The sequence below is a fragment of the Stenotrophomonas sp. WHRI 8082 genome (assembly GCF_040223995.2).
Classification (GTDB): domain Bacteria; phylum Pseudomonadota; class Gammaproteobacteria; order Xanthomonadales; family Xanthomonadaceae; genus Stenotrophomonas.
Genome location: NZ_CP167826.1, coordinates 1994919 through 2014125, shown reverse-complemented (window position 1 = coordinate 2014125; position 19207 = coordinate 1994919). Strand labels below are relative to the sequence as shown.

Below are 19207 nucleotides of genomic sequence, written 5' to 3'. Positions count from 1 at the left end.
CATTCCGCCTTCCACTGCCAGTGAATGCAACGTGCCCACCGTGTGCAGGCGTTCATCCTGGCACCACGCGCGACACGGCACGCTAGGCACCTCAACGACACTGGAGCTGCACCGATGATCCGTTATCTGAGCGTGGCCGCGATGGCCGTTTCCCTGGCCGCCTGCAGCAGCACGCCACTGGCCCAGGTCCAGCCCATCGACGGCGTGATTTCCGGCCAGTGCCACTTGGACAAGGTGCAGGGCGCGGTTGGGTTGGCGGCCTCAGCGGCCACGGTAGAGCGGGCCCGCGTGGACAGTGACAGCCTGCAGGTGCAGGTGCTGCGCGGCACCCTTGAGCGCAGCGGCCCGACCGCCAGCGGCAGTGCGGATCCGGCGGCCGGTGCGGCGCATCAGGGCGGCGACCGGCTGACCATCGAAACCGGCCGCACCAACAACATCACCGCTATTTACTGCGGCTGAGTTTCTTGCTGACCCGGCGTGCCCTGCGCAGGTAGCGCAGGGTCGCCTGCTCCCACTGACGCGGCCCACGCAACCCGGCCAGCGCAGTCAGCTCACCGCGCTCCCAGCCGTCGAACACACTGGGATCGATGTACGCCTTGCGGCACACCGCGGGCGTATTGCCCAGAAGGTCCGCCACTTTGCACACCACCTCGCGTTGCGCGGCGGCCAGCGCCGTCTTGCTGGCCGGCTCCGGCAGCTCCGTTACGGCGAACACGCGGAGGGCTTCGACGGTGCCACCCCAGGTGCGGAAATCCTTGGCGGTGAACTCTTCGCCCATCACCTCGCGCAGGTAGTCGTTCACTTCACCGGAGTCCACCGGCTGCACGGTGCCGTCGTCGTCGCGATACTGGAACAGCGCCTGGCCGGGGAGCTGCTGAATCCGCCGCACCTGTTTGGCCAGTTGTTTGTCGCCGATCTCCACCTCGTGATGCTGGCCGGATTTGCCACGGAAACGCATCTGTACCCGGCCTCCGGACACCAGCGCCAGGTGACGATTTCGCAGGGTGGTCAGGCCGAAGGATTTGTTCTCACGCGCATAGGTTTCGTTGCCCACGCGCACCAGCGTGTCGGCCAACAGCGCCACGACAATGGCCAGCACTTTCTCCCGCGGGAAGCCGCTGCGCCTCAGATCCTGTCCCAGCCGCCGACGCAGCTTTGGCAACGCCTCACCAAAGGCAATGGTGCGATCGAACTTGCCGGCCCCGCGCACCCGCGCCCACTCGGCGTGATAGCGGTATTGCTTGCGACCCCGGGCATCGCGGCCGGTTGCCTGCAAGTGGCCGTTGGGCCAGCTGCATATCCACACATCGGTATAGGCCGGCGGCACCGCCAGCGAGCGGATGCGGGCCAAGGTCTCCGCGTCGCGCACAGCGTGGCCATCGGCATCGCGGTAGGCGAATCCCTTGCCGGCACGGCGACGCCGGAAGCCGGGCTGGCTGTCATCCACATAACGCAGGCCGGCGGCACGGGCGGCGGTTTTTTCAGGGGTTACGGGCGTCTGGCTCATGGCGGGCAGTGTGGCGGGGGCGAGTGCGAGGCGGCGTCAATAACGCAACACGAACACGTCAGCGGCCATCAGCCGGTATGCTCACGTATTCGTCACCCCGTACGCTTCTGGAGTCCGCATGTCGTTCCTGCAGTTCTCTCGCCCCTTCCTGATCCTGCTCCCCGCTACGCTGTTCCTGGCCGCCTGCTCGGCGCCGCCGATGGACGAACAGGACGCCGTTACCGCCCAGGCGCAACAAGCCGCCGAAAGCGCGACCGCGCCCACCGATGAAACCGGCAAGGCGACCGAAGCGCCGCCTGTCGGCAACTGTGATGCCACCCAGGTGCAGAGCCTGGTCGGCCAGCCGTTCACCGATGAACTCGGTGGCCAGGCCCAGCAGGATGCGGCGGCGCGTGACCTCCGCGTGCTGCGTCCCGGCGACATGACCACGATGGAATTCGTGGGCGAGCGCCTGAATGTGGAAGTGGACGAAAAGAACGTGGTCACCGGCGTCCGCTGCGGTTGATTTCCTGAGCGCTGGCAAGCACTTGCCAGCGCCTTGGTTGCGCGTGCAACCGTGTGTTGCGGCATTGCACCATCTATGATCTAGTCGAAGTATCCGGTGGCCTCCTGATACACGCTCCAAGGATTGGGCGGGGGCAAGTGTCGCCGCTCACCTGACGACGAGGCAAAGATGGCCCCCCGCAACCGCCAAGGGCTTTACAACCCGCAACATGAGCGCGATGCCTGTGGTTTTGGCATGGTGGCCCAGCTTGATGACCAGCCCTCGCGGCTGCTGGTGGACACCGCGATCGCCGCGCTTTCGCGGATGACCCACCGCGGTGGCGTGGCCGCTGATGGCGTGACCGGTGATGGCTGCGGCTTGCTGCTGCGCCGGCCGCAGGCGTTCCTGAAGGCCATCGCCAGCGAGGCCGGCATCCGCGTCGGCGAGCGTTTCGCGGCCGGCGTGGTGTTCCTGCCACACGACGAAGCCGCTGCTGCAGCGTGCCGCACTGCGCTGGAAGCCGAGCTGGTCAAGGCCGGAACCCAGCCGCGCGGTTGGCGCGTGGTGCCCACCGATGACAGCGTCTGCGGACAACTGGCGCGCGACACCCTGCCGCACATCGAGCAGATCTTCGTCGATGCCGGCGATGCACAGGACAACGCGGCCTTTACCTTGGCACTGTTCCTGGCCCGTCGCCGCAGCGAGCAGACGCTGCGCGAGCACGCCGATTACTACGTCACCACGCTCAGCCCGAATGCCATCAGCTACAAGGGCATGGTGCTGCCGGACAAGCTGTCGCGGTTCTTCCTGGACCTGCAGCGCAGTGACCTGGCCTCCAGCGCCATCGTGTTCCACCAGCGCTTCTCCACCAATACGCTGCCGCGCTGGCCGCTGGCGCATCCGTTCCGCATGCTTGCCCACAACGGTGAAATCAACACCATCGAAGGCAACCGGCGCTGGGCGCAGGCGCGCAGCAAGGTCTGGAAGACGCCGCGCTTCGACATCGGCGAGTTCGATCCGGTGATCTCCATGCACGGCTCGGATTCGCAGAGTTTGGACAACATGCTCGAGCTGATGGTCAGCGCGGGCATGGAGCTGATCCAGGCGCTGCGCATCCTGGTGCCGCCGGCGACCCAGTCGCTGGAGTTCAAGGATCCCGACCTGGCCGCGTTCTACGAATTCCATGGCCTCAACAGCGAACCGTGGGACGGCCCGGCCGGCATCGTGGCCTGCGATGAGCGCTATGCGGTGTGCACCCTGGACCGCAACGGCCTGCGTCCGGCGCGCTGGATGCTGACCTCCGACCGCCACTTCCTGGTGGCGTCCGAGGCGGGCGTGTGGGAAGTGCCGACCGAGCGCGTGGTGCGCAAGGGCAAGCTGGGCCCGGGCGAGATGATGGCCATCGACCTCAAGCGCGGTGACCTGTTGGATTCGGATGCGGTAGACCGCATCAACCGCGGTCGCGCACCGTACAAGCAGTGGCTGCAGCAGGGCGTGACCTATCTACAGACCGAGCTGATCGACCCTTCGTTGGTGGAGGAGCCGTTCGACGCGCGCACCCTGCGCAGTTATCACAAGCTGTACCAGCTCAGCACCGAAGAGGTGGAGCAGGTGCTGCGGCCGCTGGCCGAAACCGAACAGGAAGCCACCGGCTCGATGGGCGACGACACGCCGATGGCGGTGTTGAGCCAACGCAGCCGCCCGCTGTACGACTATTTCCGCCAGGCGTTCGCACAGGTCACCAACCCGCCGATCGACCCGCTGCGCGAAGACTGCGCGATGTCCCTGTCCACCCAATTGGGCAAGGAGACCAACATCTTCCATGCGGGCGCGGAGACCGTTAACCACGTCATCCTCAATTCGCCGGTGCTCAGCCAGCGCAAGCTGCGCCAGCTGCTGAAGATGGAGCAGTACGTCGATGCCAACCGACTGATCGATCTGTCCTACAGCGAGGAAGAAGGCCTGCGGGCTGGCATCGAGCGCATCTGCGCCGAAGCCGAGCAGGCCGCGCGCGAGGGCATCGTCATGCTGCTGCTGTCCGACCGCTACCCGGTCACGGACCGGCCGATGGTGCATGCCCTCCTCGCTACGAGCGCGGTACACCACCATCTGTGCAACACCGGGCTGCGCTGCGACGTCAACCTGATCCTGGAAACCGGCACCGCGCGCGACCCGCACCACATGGCCTGCCTGTTGGGCTTCGGTGCCACTGCGGTATACCCGTACCTGGCGTACCAGACGTTGTTCGACCTCGGCCGTCGCGGCATCCTGAAGCTGAGCAAGGGCGGCGAGCAGTCGCAGATTGGTCGGCGTTACCGCAAGGGCGTGTACAAGGGCCTGTCGAAGATCATTTCCAAGATGGGCATCTGCACGGTGGCCAGTTACCGGGGCGCGCAGTTGTTCGAGATCGTCGGGCTGGAGCCGGACGTGGTGGACCTGTGCTTCCCGGAAACGCCGTCGCGCGTGGGCGGTGTCAGCTTCGCACGGCTGGATGCAGAAGCCCGCGAGCTGACCGTGCAGGCATGGGATGACCAGGTGCAGCCGGACGTCGGCGGCCTGCTGAAATACGTGCACGGCGGCGAGTACCACATGTACAACCCGGACGTGGTCATGAGCCTGCAGCGCGCGTCGCGCTCGGGCGATCCGGCGCACTGGCAGGCGTACTGCGATGCGGTGCACGCCCGTCCGCCATCGGCACTGCGCGATCTGCTGCAACTGGTACCTGCGACGACACCGACGCCGCTGGATGAGGTGGCGCCGGCCAGCGAGCTGTTCCCGCGCTTCGATACGGCCGCGATCAGCCTGGGCGCGTTGTCGCCGGAAGCGCACGAAGCGCTGGCGATCGCGATGAACCGTCTGGGTGGGCGCAGCAACTCCGGCGAAGGCGGCGAAGATCCGGCCCGCTACGGCACGGAGAAGCGCTCCAAGATCAAGCAGGTGGCGTCCGGACGCTTCGGCGTCACCGCCGAGTACCTGGTCAACGCCGAAGTGCTGCAGATCAAGGTGGCCCAAGGGGCAAAGCCGGGCGAAGGCGGACAGCTGCCTGGCCACAAGGTCAACGAACTGATCGCACGGCTGCGCTATGCCAAGCCGGGCATCGGCCTGATCTCGCCGCCGCCCCACCACGACATCTATTCCATCGAAGACTTGGCCCAGCTGATCTACGACCTCAAGCAGGTCAATCCGACCGCATTGGTGTCGGTGAAGCTGGTCAGCCACGCTGGCGTGGGCACGATTGCCGCCGGTGTGGTCAAGGCGGGCGCGGACCTGATCACCATTTCCGGCCACGACGGCGGCACCGGTGCATCGCCGGTCAGTTCCATCCGGTATGCCGGCGTGCCGTGGGAACTGGGCGTCGCCGAAGCGCACCAGGCGCTGGTCGGCAACGATCTGCGCGCCCGCACCATCCTGCAGACCGATGGCGGACTGAAAACTGGACTGGACGTGGTCAAGGCCGCGATCCTCGGCGCGGACAGCTTCGGCTTCGGCACCGGCCCGATGATCGTGCTGGGCTGCAAGTACCTGCGCATCTGCCATCTGAACAACTGCGCCACCGGCGTGGCCACGCAGGACGAACGCCTGCGCGAGCAGTATTTCACCGGCCAGCCCGAACGCGTGGAGAACTTCTTCAAGCTGCTGGCGGAAGAAGTACGCGGCTGGCTGTCCTACCTGGGCGTGCGTTCGCTGCAGGAGATCGTGGGCCGCACCGAACTGCTGCGCCAGATCGATACCGCACCGCGCGAAGGCGTGCGCGTGGATCTGTCGCGCCTGCTGGTGGATGCCAGTTACGAGGGCAGCCACTGCGCGGCGCAGCGCCTGTACGAATCGCCGGACAGCCTGGCCACGCAGATGGATGGCCTGTTGGCCGATGCCATCGCCCACAAGCGCGGCGGCGACCACCGCTTCCTGATCCACAACACCGACCGCAGCATCGGCACCCGCCTGTCGGGCACCATTGCCCGCGCGCATGGCAACCAGGGCATGGCCGACGCCCCGCTGGAGCTGCGCTTCCGCGGCACCGCCGGGCAGAGCTTCGGTGCCTTCAATGTGGGTGGCCTGCACCTTGAAGTGGAAGGCGAAGCCAACGATTACGTCGGCAAGGGCATGGCCGGCGGCCGGTTGGTGGTGCGTCCGCCGCGTGGCGCGCGCTTCGAAGCACGCAGCACGGCGATCATCGGCAACACCTGCCTGTACGGCGCGACCGGCGGCGAACTGTTCGCCGCAGGGCGTGCGGGCGAACGGTTCGCGGTCCGTAATTCGGGTGCACTGGCGGTGATCGAAGGCGCCGGTGACCACTGCTGCGAATACATGACCGACGGCGTGGTGCTGGTGCTGGGCAAGGTGGGCCTGAACTTCGGCGCCGGCTTTACCGGTGGCTTGGCCTACGTGCTCGACGTGGACCGTGATTTCGTCGACCGCTACAACCACGAGCTGATCGACATCCACCGCGTGTCGGCGGAGGGCTTCGAGAACTATCGTCAGCACCTGCATCGCCTGATCAGCCGTCATCGCGAACTGACCGGCAGCATCTGGGCGCAGCAGATCATGGACGAGTTCCGCGATTACATCGGCAAGTTCTGGCTGGTGAAGCCCAAGGCCGCGAGTATTGAATCGCTGACCGAAACCCTGCGTCGCGCCGCATGACCGCGCCCTTTCCACTGGTGCTGCCGGTCACTGACCCGCCGCACCTTCACGCCGACAGGCAGAGCACGCCATGAGCCGCAAGCACGCATTCCAGTTCCTCGACCTGCCCCGGACGATGCCGCAGCGCATCCCGGTCGAACTGCGCACCTCCGGCGACTGGGGTGAGTTGTACGGCAAGTTCGGCAAGGAAGAAGCCCAGTTCCAGGCCGGCCGCTGCCTGGACTGCGGCAATCCGTACTGCAGCTGGAAGTGCCCGGTACACAACGCCATTCCGCAGTGGCTGCAGCTGGTGCAGGAGAACCGCATCGAAGAAGCCGCGACGTTGTGCCACAGCACCAATCCCTTGCCGGAAGTGTGTGGCCGCGTATGCCCGCAGGACCGGTTGTGCGAGGGCAGCTGCACGCTGGAAGAATTCGGTGCGGTGACCATCGGCGCGGTCGAAAAATACATTGTCGATACCGCGCTGGCCCGCGGCTGGCGCCCTGACCTGAGCGCAGTGGAGCCGACCGGCCGCACGGTGGCGGTGATCGGTGCCGGCCCGGCCGGGCTGGCCTGCGCGGATCGGCTGGCGCGCGCCGGCATCACCGCCGTGGTGTACGACCGCTACGAACAGATCGGTGGCCTGCTGCAGTTCGGCATCCCCAGTTTCAAGCTGGACAAGGACGTGATCCGCAAGCGCCGCGAGGTGCTGGAAGGCATGGGCGTGCAGTTCCGCCTGGGCGTGGAGATCGGCCGCGACGTCAGCGTGGACGACCTGCTGCAGCGGCACGACGCGGTGTTCCTGGGCACCGGCGCGTACCGGTATACCGATGGCGGGCTGGATGGGCAGGATCTGAAGGGCGTGCTGCCGGCCCTGCCGTTCCTGGTGCAGAACGCCCGCATCGTCAGCGGTGACAATCCCCAAGGGCGGCCGATCGCCGGCTGGGAAGATCAGATCGCGGTACCGGATCTCAACGGAAAGCGCGTCGTGGTGCTGGGTGGCGGCGATACCGGAATGGACTGCGTGCGCAGTGCGATCCGGCTGGGCGCAGCGAAGGTGACCTGTGCCTACCGCCGCGATGAAGCCAATATGCCCGGCTCGGCGCGCGAGGTCGCCAATGCCCGCGAAGAGGGGGTGCGCTTCCTGTTCAACCGCCAGCCGCTGTCCATTGAAGCCGGCGCGGACGATGAGGCCATCGGCGTGACCGTGGTGGAAACCCGGCTGGCCGAGCCGGATGCCAACGGCCGCCAGGCGGCGGTCGCGATCGAGGGCAGCGAATCGCTGCTGGAAGCGGACATCGTGATCATCGCGTTCGGCTTCTCGCCCAGTGCACCGGACTGGTTGTCCGCGCAGGGCGTGGAAGCGGCCAGCAATGGCCGGCTGCAGGTCGGCGGCAAAGACCGCCTGCCCTTCCAGACCGCCCATCCGCGGCTGTTCGCCGGCGGGGACGCCGTGCGCGGAGCCGACCTGGTAGTGACCGCGGTCGCCGAGGGACGCGACGCCGCCGCCAGCATCGTGCGCTTGCTGGCCAGCTGAGCGCTGACCAGCGCTAGGGTGTGAGGCGTTGCAGCTGCGCGATGCACGCGCGCAGGTGGATCGCCACCGCCATGCGTTGGGCCTCCTCTATGGGCGCGTCGCGTTCGCTGAGCTCGCGCAGTTCGGCGGACAACATTGTCATGCCGACGCTGCCCACGCCGCCCGACATGCGGTGCAATCGTTGCGCGGCGGCCTGCATCGATTCCTGCTGCCATTCGCGCTGCAGCGCCAACAGGTCGTCTTCCAGGCTGCTCCGCAGCGTCTGCGCCAGCGCGCGGGCGACCTCCTCGCTGCCAAAGCGGCCCGCCAGGACCGAAAGCGTCGGCACGTCGGCGCGGGCGCGGGCCGCCGCCGCATCCACCACCCCGGGCGCAACCAGCAGCGCGGGTGCGACCATCACGATCGCTGCCTGCAGTGTTGCCCTGCTTATCGGCTTGGCCAGCAGGTAGTCCACAGGCAGGTCGCGCAGGCCATCGGTATCGGCGCTCATGCCGATGATCGGGGTGCGTGGCAGCCCCAGCTGCGCTTCCCGCAGGCGGACCTGCCGCACCAGGCCTTGTCCATCCAGGCCGGGCATGCGCTCATCGGTGAACAGCAGCGCTGGCCGCGTGACCTGCCAGCGCTCCAGTGCAGCGACGCCATCGGCGACCACCTCTACGTCCAGCTCCATGCCACGCAGCCACCACTGCATCAATACCTGTTGAGTGGGATCGTCTTCGGCGACCAGCACACAGTGTGGTGCCGCCGGTTGGACAACGGCGCCTGTCGGTCCAGTGCGCAGCGCGGGTGCGTCGGAGCGCACCGGGCTACTGCGCGGAAGCTCCAGTTCGACCGCCACCACGGTGCCTTTCCCAGGCACGCTGTGCAGGCGCAGGTTTCCCCCCATCCGCTGCGCGAGTTGCCTGCAGATGCCCAGGCCGAGTCCGGTGCCGCCGTACAGCCGCGTAGTGGACAAGGTCGCCTGGGCGAAGGGCTCGAACACGGAATCCTGACGCTCGGGTGCGATCCCCACACCGCTGTCAGCGACCTCGACACGCACGCGTTGTGACGCGCCGACGTTGCCCACCCACTGCACGCGGAGCGTTACCTCGCCCTGCGCAGTGAACTTGATGGCATTGCCGACCAGGTTGAACAGGATCTGCCGCAGCCGCGTGCCGTCCACCTCCAGCCAGTCGGCTACCTCGCTGTCCACCCGCTGCTGGAACACCAGGCCCTTGGACAGCGCCACAGGGCGCAACAGCGTCTCCACGCCGATCAGCAATTGCCTGAGGTCCACCGGCGCTGCGTGCAGCATCATCTCCGCCGCGTCGCCCGCAGACAGCGAGCGCACGTCGTCGAGTATCCGCGACAGCATCGTCGAGGCATCCTGCAGCGAGGCGAGTGCGGCACGCTGTTGTCCATCGAGAGGCCCATCATCCAGCACCGCCAATCGCTGCTGTAGGGCATGGGTCGGCTCGTCCATCCCGCTGCCCAGCGCAGCAGCAAGGCGGGTGCGATCGTCCGCATCGGCGGCGGCGTGCGCCTGCGCGCGTTCAATGGCGCGTTCGCGCATCTGCTCGTCGGAGACGTCCAGCCAATAGCCGGCCCAATGCTGCTCGCCGTTCTGCTGCAGGGTCGGCCATGCGTGCATGGCAATGCAGCGCATGCCCCGCACACCGTGGGCGCTGAAGCGGAACGACACGGGTTGGATGCGCCGTGCGCCGCGTTCCAGGGTCGCCAGCACACGACGACGGTCTCGACCGCGCAGCGCAGCGAGCGCCCGCGAAGGATCCGCCTGCAGTTCGCCCGTCGATGCACTGAACAGCTGCGGTACGTCGCCCACCACCAGATCCATGCAGATCCGCCCATCACGCTGCCGTCGTGCGTGGAACACCACGACCGGCAGGTTGTCCGATATCTCATCGATACGGCGTCGCAGCCGACTGCGCCGCCGACTCTCGCGCCTGAGTTTCCAGTAGCCGTTGGCGTGCACCAGGCCGATCGCCAGCACCGCGAGCGCCAGTCCGAGCAGCGCAAGCGGCCGCTTCATCCCATCGGCATCCATCCGCAGCGCGGTCGCTGGCGTCCCTGCGGCGCGACCGATGACCGGCGCCAAGGCAGGCCACTGTTGATCAAAGGCCATCAACCATCGCGCGCAGCGGGGTTGCGCGGCGAGCACCAGGATGTCATCGAAGCCGGCGGGGGCGCCCACCACCAGCCCGACCGCCCGCGTGGCCCTGCGCGCGTGTTCGATGACAAGGGCGTTGCCCACGGCTGCATCCACCTGGCCTGACAGGAGCAGCGCGAGCGCCTGCCGTGCATCGGTACTGCGCTGTACGTGCGCATCAGGGGGGCGCCATCCGTGCGGCAGATCATCGATGACGGCGATGCGCCGTCCCTGCAGGTCATTGGCCTCCAGCACACTGATGCCCTGTCGGCGCGTGACGATGACATTGGGAACACGCAGATAGCCGCCGGAGTGCAGCCAGTGCGCAGGAAGATCACGGACGGGCAGGCCGATGGCGGCGTCCAGTTCATCCTGCGCGATACGGCGACGCAGTTCATCGGTGGGCAGCGCCTGCACCTTGAACGAGGCCTGGGGCAGCAACGCCAGCAGCAGCGGCAGCACACCACCGGGATTACGCGCCGAGCCTGATGACAGCGGTGCGCGGTCGTTGGGAAAGCCGAGGCGGATGACAGGCCGTTCGTCGTCGGCGCCCAGGCGCATGCCACACCCGGCGCTGGCGGCCGCATCGGTCTCCGGCGTGGCCGCGCGCGCCGGTACGGCCGCGAGCGATACGGCCAGCAGCATGGCCAGTCCAGACACGTACCCGGTGATGCCCCTGCTCCCCACCCCGATGTTCTCCCTGTCCGCGATCCATGACCTGCCGACGCTAGCAGCCTGCGCGTAGCGGGCCATCAGGATTGCTGCATAAGCGGCTCGGCGCGACGCCATCAACGGCATACACTTCGCCGACGCCACAGGAGAATGACCGTATGCGACTTGGCCTTGCAGCCAACCGGCTTCATCACCATGACGGCAACGCCGCACTTTTCCGCTGGCTGCGCGCCTGCCACGCCGGCATCGCCGAGTTGGAGCTGTCGCTGCATGCGGTGGGGCGCACCTTCGACGCGATCCAGCACTACGGTCTGCTGCAGGCTACCACGCAGCTCACGCGCTACCCCAACGGACGTGAGGGCGGCTTGATGAAGCTGGTGGCCGAAGTGGTCGGCATGGGGCCGGAACGCACGCTGGACGGTGCCATCTACCTGATCGACCCGGTCGACCCGTCATCGATCTTCCCCGAGGCCATCGCGCTCAAGCGGCAGTGCGTCATCCACGGCAAACCCTTCCTCTCCACCGTTGCCAGCGCCCGCGACTGGGTGGAAGTGGAACGCGTGCATGCGGGATGGACGGCCGATCCGGGTGCCGATGACCTGCATGCGTTCGGCCACCAGACGCTGGCCCTGATCGCCCACGACGCGATGAAGCCGGCGATGCTGGCATTCGCCGCCGAGCACTTCGACGTGTTGTCCCGTTTCGCCTCGCGCATCGGCACGGGAACCACTGGCCAGCGACTCAACGAACTGGCATGGAGCCGCGGCTGGCCCCTCGACCAACCGTGGGTGACGCGCTACCAGAGCGGCCCACTGGGCGGCGACGCACAGATTGCCGACCAGGTGCTGGAAGGCCATTGCCAACGTGCGATCTTCTTCGAAGACCCCCACGTCGCGCGCCAGCACGAAGCGGACATCCAGCTGTTGGAACGCGCCGTCACGACCGTCACCGATCGCGCCGTGTGCATCACCGCCCCCGCGGTCGCCACACGCTGGGCGATCGCCGCCGCACAGCGGCGATGACCCGGACCGGTGACGCCGTCGCCGCTGCGCTCGCCGAGCACGGCTCGGCGCTACCAGGTGCATAACGCACGAATTCCAATGGCACGCCCCACGCACGAATTCCCACGGTATGTGCCACACACCAATCCCCCGCGGTGCGTGCCAAGCACGAATCCCCACGGTAGCGCCGAGCCGTGCTCGGCGAGCGCAGCGGCGACGGCGTAGCGAACTAACTGGAGGAGAGCCCCCTTGTTGTTCAAGGGGGCGCGCCGAAGGCGCGGGGATAAGGTGACATGCGTGGGCAACTGCTTTGACGCCGCTTCGCCGCCGCTGCGCTCGCCGAGCACGGCTCGGCGCTACCCGATGCTTCGCGCTTGTTCCCTACGGCGTAGCGGACCGACTGGAGGAGAGCCCCCTTGTTGTTCAAGGGGGCGCGCCGAAGGCGCGGGGATAAGGTGACATGCGTGGGCAACTGCTTTGACGCCGCTTCACCGCGTCAAAGCAGTTGCCGCAGCATCGCCTTCAGCCGCCGTCCTTCGTCATGGAAATAGTCGCGCTGCTCCCGCCATGCCGGAAAACGCTGCTCCACTTCATGCCAGAACGCTGCGGAGTGATTCGCCTGCAGCAGATGGCAGAGCTCATGCACCAGCACATACTCGAAGGCGGCAGGGCGCCCCAGCACCAATGCGAGATCCAGCGCCATGCTGCCATCCGGTGCCAGCGACCCCCACTGCGAGGACATCACCTTCAAGCGGATCCGCGTGGGTGCGCGCGGCAGTCCAGGCAGGTAACGCGGCAGCCATTGGCCCACGTCGGCCCGTGTCTGTGCCTCGTAGAACTCACGCAGCACGCGACGCAGCGTGGCCGGCGTGGCGCGTACCGGCCAATGCACGCACGCACCCTCTGCATCGATCTCCAGCTTGGCGTAGCGCGCCTCCTGCCAACGCAAGGGCAACAGCTCGCCGCGCAGGGGCAACAGGCCGGGCTGGCCCGGAACCAGCGCAGGCGGCATGCGATCGGATTGAAAATGCAGCAGCTGCTTCGCCAACCAGCCCCGGTGATCTTCCAGGAAACGGTCTCCGGTCTGCAGGCTGGCACGCAAGGGCAGGGTCAGCCGTGCGCCACGCTCGTCCACGCTCAGCTTGATGCGGCGCGCGCGCGGGTCGCGCACGCGCAGGATGTCGATCTCCGCGTCCCCGATGCGCAGGCGCACGGTGTCCCGCTGCACCGAAGCGGTGGGCGCGGGAGACAACAGGCGGCGCAGCAACGGACTCATGGAGCCAGCATACGCCGCACGGCGTCAGCGGGGATGGACACGTACCGGGTCGCCCCGTTCAGTCGGCCTTGCTGAGCTTGAACGCCTCTTCCAGCAACAGGAACAGCCGACGGATTTCGGCGCTCTGCAGCGCAAAGCGTGCATCCAGCTCGGCACGGCGGCCGTCATCATCGGTGTGTTCCAGCTGATCCAGCGCACCGTCCAGGAACTTCAGCTTGCGCACGATCAGGTCATCGCCGATCACGAAGGACAGGTTGTCCTCGAACACCAGCGCCAGCTTGGTCACCTGCTTGCCGGCATCCAGATGCTTGTCGATCTCGTCGCAACGCAGTTCCTGGTGCTGGCACTTGACGACGGCGCCACCTTCCACCGGATCCTTCATCTCGCACTCTTCGCCCAGCGACAGACCGGTCGGCAGCGGCTCGCCGGCGATCCAGCCGGTCAGGATGGAACGCGGGGCCACCTCGGCATTCAGCGGCATGGCCGGGAAGCTGCCCAGCAGGCCACGGATATCGGACATGAAGTACTCGGCCGTCTTGCGGCTGGAGCAATCCACGGCGACGTAGCCATGCTTGAGGTCCAGGAACGCATCGTTGCGCGAGTTCTTGACGAAGGCGCGCGGCAGCAGTTCATGCAGCAGGTCATCCTTCATGCGCTTGCGTTCACGACCACCGGGACGACGCCCCTCGTTGGATTCGATCTCTTCCAGCTTGCGCTCGAGCAGGTCGTTGACCACCGCGCCGGGCAGCAGCTTGTCCTCACCCCCGACGGTCAGCCACAGGTGCTCTTCGATGCGATGGGAGAACTGCTCCTTTTCCTCGCGGCCGAACGGGGAGATGAAGCCGCGCGAGCTCATCTCCAGCGGACCGACCGGCTTGAGCAGGGCATTCGGCAACTGGGTGTCCACGCTGGAGAAATCAGTGGCGGTGGGGAAGCGGAAGAAAGTCAGGTTGCGAAAGAACATGGAATTCCGGATTCAGGAGTGAAGGACGCCACGGCCATCTTCGGCTGCGGGCGTCTCAGGAGATGCGTCGCACGGGCGACGCTCCAGGGAATGAAAATCAAACAGGCGCGGGTCCGCCAGCTGGGACGGCTCCACGGTAGCCAGTGCACGGGCAATCTGATCCACGCGACCGGGATGGTCGATGTCCCACTGCGCCAGCATCTGCCCCACCTGGCGACGCTGCAGGTTCGGCTGGCTGCCGCACAGGGTGCACGGAATGATCGGGAATCGCCGCGCCTGCGCGTACTCGGCGATGTCCCGCTCACGCACGTAGGCCAGTGGCCGGATCACCACGTGCTGGCCGTCATCGCTGCGCAGCTTGGGCGGCATGCCGGACAGCTTGGCATGGTGGAACAGGTTCATCAGGAACGTCGCCGCCATGTCATCGCGGTGGTGTCCCAACGCGATGCGGGTGAAGCCGTGGGTGGCGGCATGGTGGTACAACGCGCCGCGTCGCAGCCGCGAACACAGCGAACACTGCGTGGCGCCCTCTGGAATCACCCGGCTGACCACCGAATAGGTGTCCTGCTCGATGATCTGGTACGCCACGCCCAGGCCGGACAGGTACTCGGGGAGCACGTGGGCGGGAAAGCCCGGCTGCTTCTGGTCGAGGTTCACCGCCACCAGCTCGAACGGCACCGGGGCGCGACGCTGCAGGTCCAGCAGGATGTCCAGCAGGGTGTAGCTGTCCTTGCCGCCGGACAGGCAGACCATCACCTTGTCGCCCTCGCCGATCATGCCGTAATCGGCGATGGCCTGGCCCACCTGGCGGCGCAGCTGCCTGCCGAGCACGCGCACCTGCTGATCCGCATCACGGCGCACGCGCGGCAGGGGATCGGGCAGGGAGATGACAGCGCTCATCCTCCCATTCTACCGGCTGCCATCGGCACTTCCCCAGTCATGGTGCTGCCGGTTGCCCCGACGCTCACCTGCGCTGTGTATGCTCGGCAGGTGGACACTTACACACCCGCTGAAATCACCGAGCGCCTGGGCGCACTACGCGCGGAACACCGTGCGCTGGATGACCGCATCACGCACATGGCCGCCAACGGCAGCGACGACCTGGAGTCCAAACGGCTGAAACGGCACCGCCTGCAGCTGAAAGACTGCATCAGCCGGCTGGAGAGCCTGCAGATTCCCGACGAACCAGCCTGACGACGGCTGCCCTGGCATTCGGTAGAGCCGACTTCAGTCGGCTGCGGCGGCAAGCCGACTGAAGTCGGCTCTACCAACCCATGCCCACCGCCCGTGCCCAACCATCACGCCCACCGCGGCGTTTCCCAGGACCGTGCCCCAGCGACTCGCGAGGCCCAGCGCACGCATTCCGTGCGCTCAATCCTGCGGCGCGGCTTCTTCGGGCTTGGCGGCTTCCGGACTGACCCGCTCGATGGTGTGGCGCAACTCGCGGCCGAGGATGAACTTGGCATCCTTGGCCCAGCCGTCCAGCCGCTCATCGAACAACAGCTTGCTGTTTTCATCCGGCCATACCAGACGCAGCTCGCGCAGCTTCTGGATGAATCCACGGAACAAGGTCTTGTCGAAAAACTCCGGCGCGGCCGGTGCGTACAACAGGCTCAGGCGCTGGGCCGCCTGCTGGCAGAGACTCTCCAGCTCAGCGGCGCCGAGCGTGCCCGGACCGTTCTTGACCAGCACCGAAATGGCGATGTAATAGCGCTCGAAGGCCTGCTGCAGCGAATGGCCGATGGCGCGCAGGCGGAACACTTCGTCGGTCTGCCCGGTGTTACGCGCCAGCACGCCGCCTTCGTCTTCGCCCACCTGCTGCAGCAGCCCTTCGCGGATGAACAGATCGATGGTCTGCTCGATGCGCTGGCCGAACTCGTCTTCCGTCCACGGCAGGAACAGCTCGGCCTGCAGGAACGGATAGACCGTGCGCCCCAGCCGCACCAGACCCGCGCGGCCCATGCGGCGGTTGTTCTGGAAGCAGCACGCCACCCACGACGACGCCGTGAACAGGTGCAGCACGTTGTTGCGGAAGTAGCTGAGCAGCACAGCGGTATCGCCGCTGACACTGAGCACATCCCCCAGCGGATGGCGCACGCGGGTGAGGACGTTGATCTCCTCGGCGTGGGCGATGATCCGCGCAGGCGAATGCGGGGTCACCGTCACCCGGTCGGAGTACGGCATTTCTTCCAACAAGGTCTTGCACAGCTGGATCTGCGCGATCAGGTCGGCCTCGCCCATCGCGTGCTTGGGCGTGGACAGCAGAGCCAGCGCCAGCAGGTTGATCGGATTGACGTCGGCGGCGCCATTGATGCGCACCTGGATGCGTTCGGCCAGCGTATCGACCGTGCTCGCCAACCACGCCGGCTTTTCATCCTCGGCCACGGCGCTGCCATCCCAGTCGGGTGCCTTCTCGGCCAGTACGTCGTTCAACGCAATCGGTTCGCCGAAGTTCACCACCACTTGGCCGTAGTTCTGCTTGAGCACCTTTGGGATGCCCCACAGCAGCGACCAGATCGACTCTTTCTCTTTCGGCCGCCCTGTCAGTTCATCCAGATAGCTGCCGCCTTCCATCAGCTTTTCGTAGCCGATATAGATCGGCTGGAACAGCACCGGCTTGCGCGGCTGACGCAGGAACGCCTTCAGCGTCATCGAGATCATGCCGCCCTTCGGCTGCAGCAGGCGGCCGGTGCGTGAGCGCCCGCCTTCCACGAAGTACTCGATGGAGTAACCACCGGCGACCAACTGGGCGACGTATTCACTCAACACCGCCGAGTACAGCGCATTGCCACGGATCGAGCGCCGTATGAAGAACGCACCGCCCTTGCGCAGCAGCGTGCCGACGACCGGCAGGTTGAGATTAATGCCCGCCACGATGTGCGGCGGCACGATGCCGCGGTCGTACAACAGGTAAGACAGCAGCAGATAGTCCATGTGGCTGCGATGGCTGGGCACGTAGACCACTTCATGGCCCGGCGCGGCGGCCTTGAACTTGTCCAGGTGATGCACCAGCACACCGGCATAGATCCGGTTCCACACATGGCTGAGCATGAAGCTGGCCGAGCGCACCGCAGGGCTGGAATAATCGGCCGCGATCTCCCAGGCATAGGCATGCGCCTTCTTCCAGGCGTCAGCCGGTTTGCTGTTGTCGCGGCGTGCCTGGGACGCGATGGCTTCGCGCACCGGCTCGGCCTGCAGCACCTGGTCCACCAGCAGGCGACGGGTCGACAGGTCGGGCCCGATCACCGACTCGCGGATACGCCGGAAATGGGTACGCAGCACGCGCTGCAGCTTGCGCACCGTGCGTTCCGGGTCCAGCCCTTCATCGATGGTGGAGCGCAGCGAAATCGGCGGGGCGAAGCGCACGATCGTGCTGCGACCGTTCAACAGCACGGCGAGCAGGCGGCGGAAGCGGCCGACCAGTGCCCAGTTCTCCGAGAACAGCACGGCGAACCAGCCGCTCTGCTTGTCCGGTGCGCGACCGACGAAGATCGATACCGGCACCAGGTGCACGTCGAGCTCGTCGCGCACGCGATGCGCCTGCAGCACCTTGGCCAGCGAATCGGAATGGGTCTTGGCGCCGCGTTGCTCGGGGATGAGCGAATTGCTGGAGCTGCGTCGCGACAGGGCCACGTAAGCACGGCGGCGGCCGGTGGGGTCACCGGGCAGCGGCACCAACGGCGAAGGCAGCCCCGCCTGGCGGCAGGCCTTGTCCAGGATCAGCGCATTGGACAGGCCGTAGTCTTCCAGCACGTAGATCACCGGCCGACCGTCGTTGTACTGGCCGGGATCTTCCGGCTCGATATCCAGCGACAGCCATGGCTCGACCAGCCTACCCAGCAGTCGCGCCCACCACGGCCGGCGTCCGCCTGCGACGCGCGCAGGGGCAGGCGGCGGCAGCGAACCGTCGGTCGTCGGGGATACCGGCGTCGCGTCGGCGGCGGTCGGCTCGGGTTGTTCGCCGGGGAACGGCAGGGGGTTCTGTTTCGACATCGGCGCCATTATGGCTTAGCCGGAGGCATTGCATCTGCCCCGGTCTCATCGGCTGGCGCGATGCGGGCATCGGATTCAGCCTGCGCCGCGTCGGCGTTGCGCAGCAGGGCATCGGTGTCGGCCAAGGTGCGGGTGAGGTACCAGTGGCTTTCGCGCCGGGTGAGCGGGATCTGCAGGCTGACGGTCTGTCCGGCCAGCGGGTACTGCAACCGCACCAGAGCATTGTCGCCCTGCTGGGACAGCACTTCGCCCGTCAGGTCCCGCAGCGATTCGTCCACGTCCAGTCCATAGCTTGCCATCACCGCTTTCAGGACGCTGATGAAGGGGCCGAGTTTCTGCAGACTGCCTTCCATGCCGTGCTGCTGCAGGTGGCTGTCATCGCTTATGCCGGTGGCGCGCGCCGCGCCGGTCAACGCGGTGATGGCGGCCCGTGCACGCGCGCGATCGCTGATCGGGGCATCTGCAGCCCAGCCCGCCAAGGTTTCCACCGCTTGTATGTAATGGCTGCGCTGGCTGGCCGTGATCGTGTTCTCGTGGCGAAGGTACTGCACGCCGAACAGGCCCATGGACTGCGCTGCCTGGCGCACTGCGGTGGTCTGACCGGCCAGTTGCCGCTCGAAGCTGCGCTGCAGCTGCTGGTTGCCGTCCGGCGCCGACAACGCCTGCAACATGGGCAGCAACTGGTCATGCAACGGCAGCTCGGTCAGTGGCCAGCGGCTGTGCCCTTGGGCCCAGGCGTCCTGCAGGCGGCGGTACTGGGCCGGCGGCACGGACAGCCGCGCATAGGCCAACAGATCGTTGGCGGCCACGGCGCGGGCCATCGCCTGCACGGCGGCAACCGGTTCGGCGGGCGGCTTCGCCGGATCCACCGCGTCGCGTCCGCAGGCGGCCAACATGAGCAGCAGCATGGCTCCGCAAGCCCACGCCTGACGCTGTGTACGCCGTTTCATGATCGACATGTTTGTTCGGACTCCCCAGACCGGCCTGCATCTTGACCGGTCATG

The 19207-nt window shown here is 66.8% G+C and carries 13 protein-coding genes; 6 read left to right on the top strand and 7 right to left on the bottom strand.

Going from position 1 to position 19207, the window contains the following annotated elements; translation table 11 throughout:
- The first annotated feature begins 114 nt into the window (after positions 1-114).
- Positions 115-459, top strand: coding sequence for a hypothetical protein (locus tag ABRP17_RS08820; RefSeq protein ID WP_188325618.1), 345 nt, complete (start codon positions 115-117; stop codon positions 457-459).
- On the opposite strand, the gene ABRP17_RS08815 is transcribed toward ABRP17_RS08820, so the two are convergent.
- Positions 443-1507 (bottom strand): DNA topoisomerase IB, encoded by a 1065-nt coding sequence (locus ABRP17_RS08815; protein ID WP_192095530.1) that lies wholly within the window; start codon positions 1505-1507, stop codon positions 443-445. The two genes, ABRP17_RS08820 and ABRP17_RS08815, sit on opposite strands and share 17 nt — an antisense overlap.
- Positions 1508-1625: 118 nt before the next feature.
- On the opposite strand from ABRP17_RS08815, the gene ABRP17_RS08810 reads away from it, so the two are divergent.
- The 3 genes from ABRP17_RS08810 (at position 1626) to ABRP17_RS08800 (ending at position 8151) form a co-directional block, all read left to right on the top strand.
- Positions 1626-2012 carry an I78 family peptidase inhibitor gene (locus tag ABRP17_RS08810; RefSeq protein ID WP_188325616.1) on the top strand — a complete coding sequence of 129 codons (387 nt, stop codon included), beginning with the start codon at positions 1626-1628 and terminating at the stop codon, positions 2010-2012.
- Between the two features lie 168 nt (positions 2013-2180).
- Positions 2181-6635 carry a glutamate synthase large subunit gene (gltB, locus tag ABRP17_RS08805; protein ID WP_192081992.1) on the top strand — a complete coding sequence of 1485 codons (4455 nt, stop codon included), beginning with the start codon at positions 2181-2183 and terminating at the stop codon, positions 6633-6635.
- Between the two features lie 70 nt (positions 6636-6705).
- Positions 6706-8151, top strand: coding sequence for an FAD-dependent oxidoreductase (locus ABRP17_RS08800; protein WP_192081991.1), 1446 nt, complete (start codon positions 6706-6708; stop codon positions 8149-8151).
- Between the two features lie 13 nt (positions 8152-8164).
- On the opposite strand, the gene ABRP17_RS08795 is transcribed toward ABRP17_RS08800, so the two are convergent.
- A complete protein-coding gene (locus ABRP17_RS08795; RefSeq protein ID WP_349985422.1) occupies positions 8165-10942 on the bottom strand; it encodes an ATP-binding protein in 2778 nt (925 codons plus the stop codon).
- Positions 10943-11127: 185 nt separating this feature from the next.
- Between ABRP17_RS08795 and ABRP17_RS08790 the strand changes: the two genes are divergently transcribed.
- The gene (locus ABRP17_RS08790) at positions 11128-11991 is read left to right on the top strand and encodes a methylglyoxal synthase (protein WP_349985421.1); all 864 of its coding nucleotides are present in this window, start codon (positions 11128-11130) and stop codon (positions 11989-11991) included.
- A gap of 475 nt (positions 11992-12466) precedes the next feature.
- On the opposite strand, the gene ABRP17_RS08785 is transcribed toward ABRP17_RS08790, so the two are convergent.
- From ABRP17_RS08785 to ttcA, 3 genes are read right to left on the bottom strand one after another with little or no spacing between them, the layout of a single operon-like run.
- Entirely contained in the window at positions 12467-13246 is a 780-nt protein-coding gene (locus ABRP17_RS08785) for a SprT family zinc-dependent metalloprotease (protein WP_349985420.1), read from the bottom strand.
- A gap of 58 nt (positions 13247-13304) precedes the next feature.
- Positions 13305-14210 (bottom strand): recombination-associated protein RdgC, encoded by a 906-nt coding sequence (locus ABRP17_RS08780; protein WP_188325610.1) that lies wholly within the window; start codon positions 14208-14210, stop codon positions 13305-13307.
- 12 nt (positions 14211-14222) lie between these two features.
- Entirely contained in the window at positions 14223-15110 is an 888-nt protein-coding gene (ttcA, locus tag ABRP17_RS08775) for a tRNA 2-thiocytidine(32) synthetase TtcA (protein ID WP_192081988.1), read from the bottom strand.
- A gap of 90 nt (positions 15111-15200) precedes the next feature.
- Between ttcA and ABRP17_RS08770 the strand changes: the two genes are divergently transcribed.
- Positions 15201-15404, top strand: coding sequence for a YdcH family protein (locus ABRP17_RS08770; RefSeq protein WP_188325608.1), 204 nt, complete (start codon positions 15201-15203; stop codon positions 15402-15404).
- Positions 15405-15581: 177 nt separating this feature from the next.
- On the opposite strand, the gene plsB is transcribed toward ABRP17_RS08770, so the two are convergent.
- Positions 15582-18212 carry a glycerol-3-phosphate 1-O-acyltransferase PlsB gene (gene plsB, locus ABRP17_RS08765; protein ID WP_192081987.1) on the bottom strand — a complete coding sequence of 877 codons (2631 nt, stop codon included), beginning with the start codon at positions 18210-18212 and terminating at the stop codon, positions 15582-15584.
- Positions 18212-19162 carry a hypothetical protein gene (locus ABRP17_RS08760; RefSeq protein WP_372486941.1) on the bottom strand — a complete coding sequence of 317 codons (951 nt, stop codon included), beginning with the start codon at positions 19160-19162 and terminating at the stop codon, positions 18212-18214. Before ABRP17_RS08760 ends, plsB begins: the two co-directional genes overlap by 1 nt.
- Between the last annotated feature and the right edge of the window lie 45 nt (positions 19163-19207).

What these genes read in the sequence shown, in the direction of transcription:
- ABRP17_RS08820 (WP_188325618.1), top strand. Translation starts at nt 115, where the DNA reads ATGATCCGTTATCTGAGCGTGGCCGCGATGGCCGTTTCCCTGGCCGCC.
- ABRP17_RS08815 (WP_192095530.1), bottom strand. Translation starts at nt 1,507, where the DNA reads ATGAGCCAGACGCCCGTAACCCCTGAAAAAACCGCCGCCCGTGCCGCC.
- ABRP17_RS08810 (WP_188325616.1), top strand. Translation starts at nt 1,626, where the DNA reads ATGTCGTTCCTGCAGTTCTCTCGCCCCTTCCTGATCCTGCTCCCCGCT.
- gltB (WP_192081992.1), top strand. Translation starts at nt 2,181, where the DNA reads ATGGCCCCCCGCAACCGCCAAGGGCTTTACAACCCGCAACATGAGCGC.
- ABRP17_RS08800 (WP_192081991.1), top strand. Translation starts at nt 6,706, where the DNA reads ATGAGCCGCAAGCACGCATTCCAGTTCCTCGACCTGCCCCGGACGATG.
- ABRP17_RS08795 (WP_349985422.1), bottom strand. Translation starts at nt 10,942, where the DNA reads ATGCTGCTGGCCGTATCGCTCGCGGCCGTACCGGCGCGCGCGGCCACG.
- ABRP17_RS08790 (WP_349985421.1), top strand. Translation starts at nt 11,128, where the DNA reads ATGCGACTTGGCCTTGCAGCCAACCGGCTTCATCACCATGACGGCAAC.
- ABRP17_RS08785 (WP_349985420.1), bottom strand. Translation starts at nt 13,246, where the DNA reads ATGAGTCCGTTGCTGCGCCGCCTGTTGTCTCCCGCGCCCACCGCTTCG.
- ABRP17_RS08780 (WP_188325610.1), bottom strand. Translation starts at nt 14,210, where the DNA reads ATGTTCTTTCGCAACCTGACTTTCTTCCGCTTCCCCACCGCCACTGAT.
- ttcA (WP_192081988.1), bottom strand. Translation starts at nt 15,110, where the DNA reads ATGAGCGCTGTCATCTCCCTGCCCGATCCCCTGCCGCGCGTGCGCCGT.
- plsB (WP_192081987.1), bottom strand. Translation starts at nt 18,212, where the DNA reads ATGGCGCCGATGTCGAAACAGAACCCCCTGCCGTTCCCCGGCGAACAA.
- ABRP17_RS08760 (WP_372486941.1), bottom strand. Translation starts at nt 19,162, where the DNA reads ATGTCGATCATGAAACGGCGTACACAGCGTCAGGCGTGGGCTTGCGGA.